11 protein-coding genes and 1 pseudogene are annotated in these 12,679 nt (G+C 58.2%); 8 read left to right on the forward strand and 4 right to left on the reverse strand.

Features of this window, described 5'->3' with window-relative positions; all coding sequences use genetic code 11:
- Positions 1-3 precede the first annotated feature (3 nt).
- From FCU66_RS14875 to FCU66_RS14895, 5 genes are all read left to right on the forward strand, one after another.
- Positions 4-1,194 (forward strand): ABC transporter substrate-binding protein, encoded by a 1,191-nt coding sequence (locus tag FCU66_RS14875; protein ID WP_136616962.1) that lies wholly within the window; start codon positions 4-6, stop codon positions 1,192-1,194.
- 199 nt (positions 1,195-1,393) lie between these two features.
- The gene (locus FCU66_RS14880; protein ID WP_136616961.1) at positions 1,394-2,488 is read left to right on the forward strand and encodes an NAD(P)/FAD-dependent oxidoreductase; all 1,095 of its coding nucleotides are present in this window, start codon (positions 1,394-1,396) and stop codon (positions 2,486-2,488) included.
- An 86-nt stretch (positions 2,489-2,574) separates the two neighbouring features.
- Entirely contained in the window at positions 2,575-2,958 is a 384-nt protein-coding gene (locus FCU66_RS14885; RefSeq protein WP_136616960.1) for a nuclear transport factor 2 family protein, read from the forward strand.
- A 635-nt stretch (positions 2,959-3,593) separates the two neighbouring features.
- Complete coding sequence (locus tag FCU66_RS14890; protein WP_136616959.1) at positions 3,594-4,649, forward strand: MFS transporter; 1,056 nt, start codon at positions 3,594-3,596, stop codon at positions 4,647-4,649.
- A gap of 40 nt (positions 4,650-4,689) precedes the next feature.
- Positions 4,690-5,697 (forward strand): succinylglutamate desuccinylase/aspartoacylase family protein, encoded by a 1,008-nt coding sequence (locus FCU66_RS14895; protein ID WP_136616958.1) that lies wholly within the window; start codon positions 4,690-4,692, stop codon positions 5,695-5,697.
- Between the two features lie 854 nt (positions 5,698-6,551).
- Here FCU66_RS14895 and FCU66_RS14900 read toward each other — a convergent pair.
- From FCU66_RS14900 to FCU66_RS14910, 3 genes are read right to left on the reverse strand one after another with little or no spacing between them, the layout of a single operon-like run.
- Entirely contained in the window at positions 6,552-7,454 is a 903-nt protein-coding gene (locus tag FCU66_RS14900; RefSeq protein WP_246093905.1) for a plasmid partitioning protein RepB C-terminal domain-containing protein, read from the reverse strand.
- Positions 7,451-8,338 (reverse strand): ParB/RepB/Spo0J family partition protein, encoded by an 888-nt coding sequence (locus tag FCU66_RS14905; RefSeq protein ID WP_136616957.1) that lies wholly within the window; start codon positions 8,336-8,338, stop codon positions 7,451-7,453. The genes FCU66_RS14900 and FCU66_RS14905 overlap by 4 nt, the downstream gene beginning before the upstream one ends.
- Positions 8,338-9,891 carry a recombinase family protein gene (locus FCU66_RS14910; protein WP_168991788.1) on the reverse strand — a complete coding sequence of 518 codons (1,554 nt, stop codon included), beginning with the start codon at positions 9,889-9,891 and terminating at the stop codon, positions 8,338-8,340. The genes FCU66_RS14905 and FCU66_RS14910 overlap by 1 nt, the downstream gene beginning before the upstream one ends.
- Before the next feature lie 270 nt (positions 9,892-10,161).
- Here FCU66_RS14910 and FCU66_RS14915 point away from each other — a divergent pair, with 270 nt between their 5' ends.
- From FCU66_RS14915 to FCU66_RS14925, 3 genes and pseudogenes are all read left to right on the forward strand, one after another.
- Complete coding sequence (locus FCU66_RS14915) at positions 10,162-10,476, forward strand: YMGG-like glycine zipper-containing protein (RefSeq protein WP_027040217.1); 315 nt, start codon at positions 10,162-10,164, stop codon at positions 10,474-10,476.
- 194 nt (positions 10,477-10,670) lie between these two features.
- Positions 10,671-11,284, forward strand: a pseudogene (locus FCU66_RS14920) (class I SAM-dependent methyltransferase).
- A 112-nt stretch (positions 11,285-11,396) separates the two neighbouring features.
- On the forward strand, positions 11,397-11,768 hold the full coding sequence (locus FCU66_RS14925; protein WP_136616955.1) for a nuclear transport factor 2 family protein: 372 nt from the start codon (positions 11,397-11,399) through the stop codon (positions 11,766-11,768).
- Between the two features lie 587 nt (positions 11,769-12,355).
- Here FCU66_RS14925 and FCU66_RS14935 read toward each other — a convergent pair.
- A complete protein-coding gene (locus FCU66_RS14935; protein WP_168991787.1) occupies positions 12,356-12,670 on the reverse strand; it encodes a hypothetical protein in 315 nt (104 codons plus the stop codon).
- Positions 12,671-12,679 lie beyond the last annotated feature (9 nt).

The raw sequence follows: 12,679 nt of genomic DNA on the forward strand, positions 1-12,679 counted from the left end.
AAAATGAACAAGAAAGCTCTTTTACTCGCCGGCGCAATTGCATTTACTGGATCGGTTCCAGCCTCTGCCGAGGACATAAAAATGGGAGTGCTGCTCGGGTTTACCGGGCCTGCAGAATCCATTGCGCCGAACATGGCGCTCGCTGCGGAGTTGGCATTTAAGGAAGTTTCTGATTCCGGTCTTTTTCTGAGCGGATCGAAGATCGTTTCGGTGCGCGCCGATGACACCTGTGAGGACGCCGGCTCGGCAACTGCGGCAGCGGAACGCCTCGTCAACAGCGAAAGGGTCGTGGGGATCATGGGGCCGACCTGCTCAGGCATCATGGTGGCCATCACCAAGAACGTGACTGGAACCATCGGCGTTCCGATGATTTCACCGTCCGCCACGTCTCCGGCGATCACCGACCTCGACGACGGCGACTACAGCTTCCGCGACGTACCCTCCGACGCGCGCCAGGGTGAAGTGCTGGCCGACCTGGTGTTGGAGCGGGGTATCAAGAACGTCGCCGTCAGCTATGTCAATGACGACTACGGCAAGGGCTTGAGCACTTCGTTTGAGGCCGCTTATGTCGCCAAAGGCGGAAAGGTATCGTTGAACGCCGCGCACGAGGATGGGCGTGGCGACTATTCAGCCGAGGTCGGCGCACTGGGCGCAAGCGGCGCGGAGGTGCTGGTCGTATTCGGTCGGTTCGATCAGGGCGGCGCCGCCATTATCCAGACGTCACTGGACACCGGTGCGTTCAAGACTTTCGTGCTGGCCGACGGCATGATCAGCCAGGTGTTGATCGACAAGATCGGCGCCGGACTGGAAGGGTCTTTCGGCACCCAGCCCGGCAGTTCGTCGGATGCTTCCAAGAAGTTCGTCGAGCTTGCCAAGGCGGCGGGCTTCGATGGCGACGGCGGCTTCCGGCCGGAATCCTATGATGCCGCCGCAATTCTTGCCCTTGCCACACAGGCTGCGGGCTCGCCCGACCGCAAGGCGGTCAAGGACAACATCCGCAAGGTCACGAACGCACCCGGCGAGAAAATCTATCCGGGCGACCTCGCCAAGGCCCTTCAGATCCTGAAAGACGGCGGCGATGTCAACTACGAAGGCGCAACCGGTGTCGAGTTCGACGACAAGGGCGATATACCAGGCGCCTACCGCGTGGAGGAGGTCAAGAACGGCAAATTTGAAGTTCTCGGCGTCCGCTAGGTCGAAACCAGGGTCAGCGACAGGGAGGATGCCGGCCCCCGGCATCCTCCTTCCCATCGGGCAAGACTTGCGGGATGGCCGCGGTCAACCCTCACAGCGACTCAGTGCCGGGTTCGAACCGTTCAGATGAAATGCGGCGGGACGGTTCTAACGGCGGTCTTGTCTGGAATAGCTACGTAAATCGAAGGCAGAACACACGATGCGAATAGCAGTTGCAGGTGCAGGAATCGTAGGCTTATCGACAGCTTGGGCGCTTCGGAGCCGGGGTCACGATGTGACCGTCTTCGAGCGCGGACCCATTCCAAACCCCATGGCGTCGTCCTATGACGAGCAGCGGTATTATCGCTTCGCCTATGGAAAAATGGGCGGATATTCCAAGCTCTCCCTTGGCGTGACCAAGGCGTGGGATGTCTTGTGGAATGTCCTGCAAGAGTCGCTCTACATCGAGACAGGGGTCCTCTATGTGGCGGATGCTGGCAATGAGGATTTAGCGCTTTCGGTAGCGTTCGCCCGTGACAATGGGTTGGCGTATAACGAGATCGACTCAGTCGATTTCGTAAGACGCTTTCCGCATCTTCGGCTTCGGCTAACCGACCACGCCGTGCTCTTTCCGCAATCGGGCATCCTGCTCGCCGAACGGATACTGGTCTCGCTGGCCCGCTGGCTATCTGCGAAGGGCGTAGCATTGCGACCTTACGCTAAGGTCGAGGAAGTCGACCACGACGACGGCCGCATTCGTGTCCTCGGCGCCTGGCAACAGTTCGATCAGGTCATTGTCGCGGCGGGCTCATGGACGGGCGAACTGGTTCCGAATGGCGACGAACTCCAGCCGTCCCGGCAGATCATGCTCTATGCCGAGCCGCCGGATCGTTTGGCGGCGGAATGGGCGAGTTCGCCTGCATTCTCGGATTGGACCGTCGAGGACAATTTCTACGTCACGCCACCGCTTCGCGGCACACGCATGAAAATGACATTCGATCTACCGTTCGAAGGCGACGCGGACATGACCCGCGAAGCGAGCCCTGCCGAAATAGCGATCGTCACCGCTATCGCGCGCGATGCGCTTTACAGCTTCGATGAATATGGGATCGTTGGCGGGAGAGCTTGCTATTACACGAACACGGCCGACCGCAGCTTCTTCGTGCGCGGCCATAGACGATCCTGGGTCGTCTCCACCTGTTCGGGCCACGGGTTCAAGTTTGGCGCGATGACCGGAATGGCGGTTGCGGACGCGGTCGAAGGGAAGGTTACTGCGTCTGAGCTTCGAAACAAGCTGGAAGGCAGGACCCCCTGAAAGAGTCTGAACCGGGCGGGCGGAGCGCTTCGGCCTTCGGCCGACTGGGCCCGTTTGCCATTCCCACTGCTCAAGGAGAAAAAAGAATGACGGACTTAGGTCAAAGCTTCGCCGGCGTCGCCAAGGTACTGGGCCGGTACTTCGACGGCCTCTACAACTGCGACACATCCTTGCTTGGCGAGGTGTTTCATCCAGGCGCCCAGCTTGCGACCGTGAATGAGGGGAATCTCGTAACGGTGGATATCCCGACGTGGCTGGATGCCATTGCCAAGCGGGAGTCACCCGCCAGCCGGAAGGAGGCGCGGGTCGACCGGATCGTCTCGATCGAATTCGGTAGCGTGAACACCGCCTCAGCCACGGCGCAATGCGCCATCGGTCCCAAACTGTTTACGGATTTCCTCTCTCTCGTACGAATCGGTGACGACTGGCGGATCATCGCGAAGGTCTATCAGTTCGAACCGATCCGCTAGAGCAGAGAAGACGAGCGCGCAAAGCCGAAGTCGCCAACTCACACTTCTTCCGCCGCGATATCTATCGCGGCCGAAGCGCCGGCTGGCCCCAGCGTTCATTTCGAAAGGGTGCCAGTGTCGTTGCCTTCGGATGATCGAGACTTCACCGAGTCTTTCTGCATCGCTAGGCGATGCTTGGAAATTTCACATACGTCGGTTTTTTGAGACACGGCGTACCGATTGGCGGTCACTTCTGGCGCAATCGTACGACAGGCCTTGAATACAATATCGGTTTATGTCGGCAGCGATCAAGGGACATGAAGTTACGGCAACGCGGGTTAATAGAAATCGGGGAACAGACGAAGTCTGTTAGATCCCTATTTTTGGGAGGTCATTTGGCATGTCAAGCAGTGTGGGAACGAGCGATAGTGCGGGTATCCGTCGGCGATCCGGAAGACAACCTCTTGCGATTACATCGGCCGTAGTTGGCACAACGCTCGAATGGTTTGACTACTCGGTTTACGCTGCGGTCGCCGCCTGGATTGCTACCGAATTTTTCCCATCCGAGAACTCGCACATCTCCCTGCTCAGCGCGCTAGCGGTATTCGGGGTTGGCTTTTTCTTTCGTCCCCTAGGCGCGCTCCTTTTTCGGACATATGGGCGATCGAAAGGGCCGCAAACACGCCCTGGCTGCGACCATCATACTCATGGGAGCATCTTCGCTGTTGATTGCGATCGCTCCAAACTACACGTCGGTAGGCCTTCTAGCTCCAGTGCTTTTGGTGGTCGCTAGATGTGCCCAGGGGTTTTCTGCCGGAGGTGAATTCGCCGGTGGCGCTGCTTTCCTTATCGAGGGGGCGCCCGACAAGCGACGAGGCACGTACGGGGCCATCCACTACATGGCGATTATCCTCGGCAATCTGCTTGGAGCTGCAATCGTCGCAAGTCTCATTGCTGTTCTCAGCGGCGACCAGATGAAGCTTTGGGGTTGGCGGATCCCCTTCCTAATAGGAGCCTGTGCCGCGCTGGTTGGCCTGTTCCTTCGCGTTCGAAGCACCGACACCCCGATCATGCAACAGGCAATCATGGCGGGAGAGATTCCTGACAGCCCAATCTCCGAAACCTTTCGCGACATGTGGAGGCTTGTCTTACGTGGTGTGGGATTGGTGTGCGGTCTTACGATCGTCACGTATGCCTACGTCAACATGCAATCTTATATCCCCGCGGTAACAGGCTTGTCCGCTGGCACCGCGCAATGGCTTTATTCACTCTCGCTTGCGGTCCAGATCCCGCTGATCGGTTTTTTTGGCTTCCTGTCTGATAAAGTGGGGCGCAAGCCGCTGATGCTGGCCGGGGCGGTTTTGCTGACTGTCTGCCCAATCCCGGTTTTTGCGCTGGTCGCCACGGGATCGACACCATTGATTCTGCTGGCGCTGATTATCGTGTCCGTATCGATTGCGGTCTATGCCGGGCCCTTCACCGCCGCCATCACCGAGCTCATGCCTCGGCGAACGCGCTACACGGCGTTGTCGGTCAGTTACGGTCTGGCGGCTGCGCTCTTCGGCGGTACCGCAGGCTACGTTGTCACCTGGCTGCGCTTCTACACAGCATCGCCCAACGCTCCAGCGATCTATGCGGCCATCGCGGCAGCCGTTACTCTGATCACGGTGATTTCGACACCGGAAACGGTTCACCGCGATATCTCAAAGTAGTAAGATCCGATATTTCCTAAGACAGTATAAGGGCATCAGTATGCAGTCGAATTCTCGAATATGGACCCGGCTCGACTTCGAGCGGCAGGGAAAGCATTTTGGCCACTTTCACCTGCCGCATTCGGTCCATCGTTCGGCATACGGCACCATCGCAATTCCCGTCTGCATAATCGCGAACGGAAGGGGACCGACCATTCTCCTGACCGGCGGAGTGCACGGAGACGAGTACGAAGGGCAGATAGCGCTCGGCCGGCTGAGCCGTGAAATCGACCCGGCAACCATTCACGGTCGCCTCATTATCATTCCCAGCACCAACCTGCCCGCGGCACTCGCCAGCACAAGAACATCACCCCTGGACGGGCAGAACCTCAACCGGGTGTTTCCCGGCGATCCGGATGGAACACCTTCAGAGCAGATTGCCTATTTTATAGAGACCGTGCTCGCTCCGATTTCAGACACTTGGTTCGACTTTCATTCAGGGGGTACGTCCTTAAATTATCTACCTCTTATCGCGACACACGAGTTTCAGGACGAAGAGATCAATCGCAAGGCGGGTTTTATCCTAGACGCATTTGGTGCCCCGCTCGCGTTGGTCTGGAAGTTTTTCGACGAGCCTCGAATGGGCAAGAGTTGCGCAGAGCGTAACGGCATCGTCTATATATCGAGCGAATTCGGAGGTGGTGGATCGGTCAACCAAGATGGTCTGAGGATCTGTTATGAGGGCACCTTACGGGCCTTGGCTGCCCTCCAAGTTATCGATGCGGACGTGATTCCCGTATCCAAACCCGATCTAACAAAGAAGCTCATCGTTCGGGACCGTGACGACAACTTGTATGCTACCGCATCAGGCGTTTTTGCGCCCTCTGTCTCGCTTGGCGCCGAGGTGAGATCGGGTCAATCCATTGGTGAGGTTCTCAGCCTCGATGACCATTCAATTCCGCCTTCGCCCCAATACGCCATCAACGACGGGATCGTTGTGTGCTTACGTCACCCTGCTCTCGTTGAGCGCGGAGATTGCATCATCCAGATGGCTGGTCGAGCGGTATGATCAACTAGCGCGCGATTTTTGTAGGGGACTTTCCCGTTTTTGCTCGTAGGCTCAGGCTACCAAAGCAACTCAACCGCGATACTGCGGTCATCTGAGCCGCCGATCGCGAACGTCGATTGCGAGATCTCGCGCTGTTCGACCTCGCCATCGACAGCAATCAAAGGGCCTCGGCTCTCGCCAACGCCCTGGTTTTTGGGGTGCAATGTAGAAGGCGATTACGCTGCAACGCTGGCGGATCCGAGTTCGCGCGAGCTCACCGACCGAGTTTCTGACAATCGTCAAGCAGGCCGCCAAGCTCTTGACACAGAATCACTTGGCCCAGAGGGTTCGAGTTTTCGTCTAGACCCATGCGCCTGTTATACGACGCCACTTGGTCTTTCAACTGAGAAACACGACCGGCTCGGTGGCCGCTGGAGTAAGCCAAGCCGCCGACAGCACATATGATCACTACGGTTAGGAAGACAGCAAGCATCATCTTGCTGCCGGGCGCCATTTCTGGCAACAGTCTAACCGTGCGATGCATGAACTCGTGTCTACTGTTTCGGCCTTTTCGAACAAAGTGTGGCGTAAAATGATGAACACTTCCTTGGATACCCCATCCTCGCGAGCCCTGAAGGTTTGGCAAGAATGGGCTCCGTTTGCAGCAGTCGTCTTGGCAGTTGTTATTTGCCTTGTGTGGAGCGTCTATCTGCCGATCATCGGGCTGCGGCATTTGCTTGGATATTAACCTGCAAGTGTCCGCCTTCAGCTGGAGCCCTGCCAAGACCGGCGACATCAGCGCGAAGAGATCGGAGTCGTCGTGCGAAGCGATGCTGTTTGCTTCACAATCAGGGGGCACGGGGATCCCTGCAGGGCTAAGTCGGGACTCGATTTGGCGCGGTCATTTTCTGAAATTCGGAAAGAATCTCTGGGAAACTCTGCGCGAGATATCGAACAACGCGGGCGTTCTCCAGCAGCCGGCTGAGATACCCAGTGGCGACCACAAGATCCAGATGGTCAGATCCGTAGCTCTCCTCGATAAGCCGGTAGTCTTTATCGAGTTTGGTTGATTCGTTCTCCATCAATGCGATTTGGGCGTCGCTCAGACCGGCTAGCTTTTTCGGCTGCGATGTATCGGCAAGCTGTGACTGCGGGGTCGCGCCGACCAGGGATTTTGCGTAGTTGATCGAGAACTTGTTCATGGCGATCATCAGTTGCGCCGCCTCGATCTGACGCACGGCGGCCAGCTTTCGCAGTTCGATGAACGTGTTGGTCGGAACGAAGCGGTCCTTGAGCATGTCGGCCGCTTCCGGACAGATCCCTTTCAGCAGATGTTTTTTGAGCCTGATTTGGGCGATGTTGACATTCAGGGTTCTCGCGATCGTCTCTTCTGGGACGCCGCTGTCGATGGCCTTCAGGATCATGAGGTGTTCCTGGATTGTCGCGAGCCGGCTCACCCGTTTGTTATAAGTGAATGCCTCGTCATCGTTGGCGACCAAACAATCAACCTCGGTGGCGCCTATCTCGCGCAAGATCTCGAGACGCATGTGGCCGTCGACCAAGAGGTACTTTCCCGGCGTGTCCTTGTCCCTTGCGACCACGGGCAGTTCAACGAGTCCGATCTCGCGAACGGACGACCTGACCTGTTGGTATTTCGGCGTTTCCCTGGCGCTTTCGGCGAACAGGTGAAGCGGCTGGATGTCTTCTAGCCGAAGGCGAATTGTATCGCGCTCAAAAGCGGGTTTTATGTCCGGTATTGTAGGATGCTTTGTGGTCACGCGAGCTCAACTCTGCTGATCCGGGCCGCCAGGTTTCGTGGGAGGGTGTCCAGTCCTTCCGCCGCAAGGAGGTCCTGGAATGCCTCTTCTGCCATGAGCTGCCGCAAGGCGTGGGTCACAAACAGCAGGCGGTTTCGCGTTGCATCGGCTTTCCGGACCAGAATGCGTTTTCTGTCCGTGTCTGCTTTGAAAGCCTTGATCAACGCTGACGCTGAAGGAGTCTTCGTGCGATCTGGCAGGAACGTTCCCAGGCCTTTCCCCCGCCTGCGGCGGTTCTCAATCAAGCGACGCGCTATCACAAGCTTATGACCACGAAGCTGGTTCTTCTTGTAGGCAAGCTGAAGAACCGCCTGGATCCCGGGCTCGTCGGCGGTGGAAATATCGACTGCGACCGACAGCGGGATCTGGCCGGAGTCGACTGCCCGCAGAAGGCGCTGTTCGCCTTGCGACAGCAGGCGCGCAACCCCTCTGACATATTCGGTCGAAAGCCCGATCTTTGCTGCGATTTCGGCGTCGGAATAGTCGCTTTCTTTCAGCCGACCGATATCGCGAAGAAGGTCATAAGCGGTGTGATACCGGCGAGCACAATTTTCCACCAACCCTTTGACCAGCGCCTCGGCCTTGGTTGCCTCTATCACAAACGCGGGAATCTCGATCTGGCCAAGCAGCCTGAAGGCCTCGATCCGCCCCTGGCCGCACACCAGATCGTGCGTGAAAGCGCTTTCATCGACATCTCTTTTCGTCACGGTGATAGGACGCTTCAGGCCGACGCTCTTGATGCTGTCGACAATATCCTGGAAGGATTTTTTGCCTCGCGTGCGCGGGTTGGTAATTTTGATCGCGTCCAGGCGCAGGAGCGAGATTGGTCTGTTGGTGGTGTCCATCAGCGAGCGGCCGTGATGGCGTTGCGTTCGGCCAAGGCGAACAGCGGATCCAGCGATTTGAAGAAGAACGTGTTGAACTCCAGTCTCTTGTTCAAGGCGCGGTTTAAGGGTTTTCCGCCAATCTCATTTTCTGGCGCAATCAGATAATCCAGGATCGTCTGGTTATCAGGGCTCATGCGAATGGCCACTTTCACGTCCGCAGCGGGACCCCGTTGCGCAGGGGCCAACCAATGAGGATAGCCGTATGGCGTGTTGCGACAGCGACCCATTGCAATGGATACCGTGAATTCATCGTTGACGCGAAGCACGCCGAGACCGCTCTGACGCACCGCAGACCCGCCCGCCCCCTCAATGGTTGCGATTATCGTTTGGACGACTTCTTCGAAGATCTCACGAAGTCGCCTTCTGATATCAAGAAACCGATAGTTCTGAGACGGATCGTATCCAACGAGCTTGTAGGCTCGCAGCAGACTGCCGAATTCTTTCCTGTAGCGGCTGCTTGGCGGGCAGTCAGCCGCCGCGTCAATGATCGGGCCCGAGAGCTTACCACGCCTCTGCAGAAGTCCGGCGAGCACAACCAACATCTGATCGTTGCTCATTTTAGAAGAGCGGGCATCGGCTATGGCTTGAGCCCGTTCGAAAAGTTTGCGGTCGACAATCGCTTCAAAGACGCCATCGGCGCGCACCAATCGGGCAGTGTCATTGGTCACCTTCCTTTGCTTGAGCTTGAAAGACTGCCGATTCCAGACGTTGTTGCCCACGTATTTTTCGTTGCTGAGTATCTGATGAATGGATTCGCGTTTCCACGATCGATTGAGATCGGTGACCACTCCCTTGGCATTCAACGACCGCGCAATTTGAAGCTCGGTCCGACCAGCTTTCACGTATTCATTATAGATCCAGCGCACCGTCGCAATTTCATCGGGTGGTCCAGGCACGAGGATGACCCTATCCGTCTGAAGGCTCTTGTACTCTTTGAGAGCGAGCATGGTCTTTGTGCGCCCATGCTGGTCAATAAGCCGGCGCCTCAAGCCCAGGCCGGACGACCCTCCTTGCCGGTATCCCATTTGAATGAGCCTGCACTGGCCGGCAAACACCTTGACCGACAACACCCGACTGTGCTCGGCCGCCATGGTGCGCTTTATTGCCTTGAGCAGGTCTGATCCGATGCTGCCATCGTTCGCAAACTGTTCGCCACAGTATTCAATTCGCACTCCGGCAACGCGACACCGGTACTCGTACGACGCACTCTCATCAGGGTTCGGGAATCGCCCCCAGCGACTCACGTCGTAGACGATGATGATTTCGAAATCCGCGTTCTTCGTCTCGACGTCCGCCAACAGCCTTTGCAAGCCGGCGCGACCTTCAAGGTTCAAGCCGCTGCGACCAGCGTCCTCGTATGCGTAGTTCATCGCAGCCGCGAATGCCCGGATTGCATCCTTCTGATTGTCGATCGAGAAGCTCTGACGGTCAGTGGACATTCGCACGTACTGAGCTGCGCGCACGCGTTGTGCGTTCTCAGCAGGTCGACGGGCCGTGTGGGCCTGTTCCATCATTCAGCGCCTAAAAGGCAGATTGAACGTCCGCTTGAACCGGCCAGCCTAGCGGCATGACGCTTCAATCCCGTTACACATTGACCGACACTTTGTATCGAATGAGGCTTTGTTGCCATGCAACGAGAGGGTCGAAAAATTGCGGGCAGGGTTTCTATCAACGCCCGAGAAACCTTGTCTTTTATCGTGAGGCCTCGTGCCCCCGTTCCGCCGCATTGCGGCCGCACGTGGCAAGCCATAGGGATTTCAGGCCTTCAAGGGAGACCGCACATGAACTTTCACAAAGCCATCGCCGCCGTGCTGATGACCGCAGCACTGGCAGGTTGCGCGCAGACCGAAGGCCAGCAGCGGGCCGGGACCGGCGCGCTGATCGGCGGCGCCGGCGGTGCCCTCGTCGGCCAGGCCATCGGCGGCAACACCGAAAGCACGCTCATCGGTGCCGGCGCGGGCGCCTTGCTGGGCGCGGTTGTCGGCAGTTCCACCACGCCGCAGCGTCGCGGCGAACAGATGTGCCGCTATCAAGACCGCCGCGGCCGCATCTACACGGCGCCCTGCGACGACCGGTACTATAACGGCGACTACTAAGCAGAGGGTACTCTGATCATCCGCTGTCCCCCTTGTGGGACAAGGGGACGGGAGCTTCGCCGCACGGCGGAGCAGCCTGGGAACCGGTGGGCGTGCATTCTTTCTCGTCGGCGCCACCGGAGGGGGCGCTCCATAGTCATCTTTTGCCCATATCACGGTGCTACAAGCTAAGACGGCGGGTTCTGGAGGTCGTTATGACTGTGAGCCTTGCCGGCATCCTGAAAAACCGCGGCAAACAGGTGGCCAAACGGCTGCTCGGCTATGACTCCCGCAACTGGCTGCGCATCCGCCAGATCGAAGCGTTCAACCTCTTTCTCGAAGCCGGCAACCGCAAGGCTTCCGACGTGATCGAGATCTCGCCCGGCTGGAACCGCTATTGGCGGGCGATGTGCCCCAACTACCGCAGCGTCGATTTCCCCGCCTTCGACATCTGCAAGGACCGCACCGACGAGCAACATTCCATCGTCATCGCCGACCAGGTGCTGGAGCACGTTCAGCGGCCGCAGGCGGCGGTGCAGAACATCCACGCCATGACCAGGCCTGGCGGCTGGGCAATGGTGGCGACACCCTTCCTGTTTCGCGTCCACGCCAGGCCGCATGACTACAACCGGTGGACGCCCGCCGGCCTCAAGCAGCTGATGTCGAGGGCGGCTTCGCGGAAGCCAACGTCAAGGTGCACGGCTGGGGCAATAAAGCCTGCGCCAGGGCCCACATCGGCGGGCCGGTGCGTGCCTACGGCCTGTGGCGGGACCTCAGCAATGACGAGGAATACCCCCTGATGGTCTGGGCCTTCGCGAAGAAGACGTGAGGGGCCGAAGCTGCGCTTTTTATCGCGGTCATGGCCAGCAGTTTTGAGGGCTTGGGCACTTGACCGGGTCGGCTGCCAGTGACCTAATTCCGATTGGAGGAGGCGCCGGCGCATGGACATCCGAGCGACACTGACGGAGCTATGCGAAGCCTTCAACGCGCACGATCTCGATCGCATCATGGCGTTCTTTGCCGACGACTGCGTCCTGGAGATGCCGAGGGGGGCCGAGCCTTGGGGAACGCGTTGCGCGGGCAAGCGCAACGTAAGAGACGCGCTGGCGACACGCTTCGAAGGCTTGCCCGATGTTCACTATGGCAATGGCGAGCACTTTGCGGACGAGGCTGCCAACACCGGCGTGTCGAAATGGACCCTCACCGGTACCACCCGCGAGGGCGTGAAAAAGGAAGTCTGGGGCTGCGACTTCTACACGTTTCGCGACGGCAAGGTGATCCGCAAGGATTCTTATTGGAAGATCGTGGAGTAGGGGCCTCGCTTGATTTTCTCATCGTCCAAGCCAACCCCGATCTACCTCCAGCGCGGTTAGGACAATCGTTTTGGCGCTTGTGGCGTAGGGGGTCCTCTGAGTAAGCGGTGTCGTTAGCCCATCGCACGGACCGCTAGTCGCTGCCTCTCAACGGCTGCGAACACACGATCCGCGCTTGACTCGCTGACTACGGCTCTCGCCTGGCAGGACGCCTTCGAAAAAAAGTCGCCGCGCCCCAGACCGGATCAACCAGGTTCGCGGCGCGATGCTTCTGGCCAAGTTCCTCTGTACGGGGCCAAATCAGCGCCGTTGGACGTTCTCGGCGACTGGATTGCCTGATCTGTCCAAGGAGACAACGCGATTGCAAACTTGTCGTCATGTCCCTCGCTCTTCTTGGAATCCCCCTAGCACAACGTTTCGTACGCCACCGTCACCATCGCGGTCCAGCTTGCCGCCCCACGGACAATTCCTGAGATACCATTGAGCCTCGTCGCATGAGCTCCGACGGGGCCGCGAGGAATCCACCGGCGCGTAAGCGATGGCGATCAGGTTTGAGGCCGGTCCATCGCGGCTGAGGCAGCAAATTATCAGACACGGAGGTTGTCTTTCCGCTGCACCAACAGGCCGTTGAAGTTGAGCGGTGGAGGGGGAAGAACCTCAGTCATCTCGAATAGAGGCACTGGGACGTCAGACTCTGGTGCTTTCTGCTTGGCCTTCAGGTCCGTGATCTCCTCGTCACGCCTGGCAATCCGGCTTTCCAGATTGGCAATGCGCTCAGTCAGGAAATAACGTCCAACTGCAAATCCCCCGCCGCCAAACAACACGGCAAACGTGGCAAAGGCGGTCGGGTTGGACACCACCAAATCTGAGTTGCTGTTTATGAACTCGATAAATTCTTGCATAGAGCCACC

This window comes from Mesorhizobium norvegicum (genome assembly GCF_004919685.1).
GTDB lineage: Bacteria > Pseudomonadota > Alphaproteobacteria > Rhizobiales > Rhizobiaceae > Mesorhizobium > Mesorhizobium norvegicum.

Excerpts from the sequence above, each read along its gene's own strand:
- FCU66_RS14875 (WP_136616962.1), top strand. The coding sequence starts at position 4 with ATGAACAAGAAAGCTCTTTTACTCGCCGGCGCAATTGCATTTACTGGA.
- FCU66_RS14880 (WP_136616961.1), top strand. The coding sequence starts at position 1,394 with ATGCGAATAGCAGTTGCAGGTGCAGGAATCGTAGGCTTATCGACAGCT.
- FCU66_RS14885 (WP_136616960.1), top strand. The coding sequence starts at position 2,575 with ATGACGGACTTAGGTCAAAGCTTCGCCGGCGTCGCCAAGGTACTGGGC.
- FCU66_RS14890 (WP_136616959.1), top strand. The coding sequence starts at position 3,594 with ATGGGCGATCGAAAGGGCCGCAAACACGCCCTGGCTGCGACCATCATA.
- FCU66_RS14895 (WP_136616958.1), top strand. The coding sequence starts at position 4,690 with ATGCAGTCGAATTCTCGAATATGGACCCGGCTCGACTTCGAGCGGCAG.
- FCU66_RS14905 (WP_136616957.1), bottom strand. The coding sequence starts at position 8,338 with ATGGACACCACCAACAGACCAATCTCGCTCCTGCGCCTGGACGCGATC.
- FCU66_RS14910 (WP_168991788.1), bottom strand. The coding sequence starts at position 9,891 with ATGGAACAGGCCCACACGGCCCGTCGACCTGCTGAGAACGCACAACGC.
- FCU66_RS14915 (WP_027040217.1), top strand. The coding sequence starts at position 10,162 with ATGAACTTTCACAAAGCCATCGCCGCCGTGCTGATGACCGCAGCACTG.
- FCU66_RS14925 (WP_136616955.1), top strand. The coding sequence starts at position 11,397 with ATGGACATCCGAGCGACACTGACGGAGCTATGCGAAGCCTTCAACGCG.
- FCU66_RS14935 (WP_168991787.1), bottom strand. The coding sequence starts at position 12,670 with ATGCAAGAATTTATCGAGTTCATAAACAGCAACTCAGATTTGGTGGTG.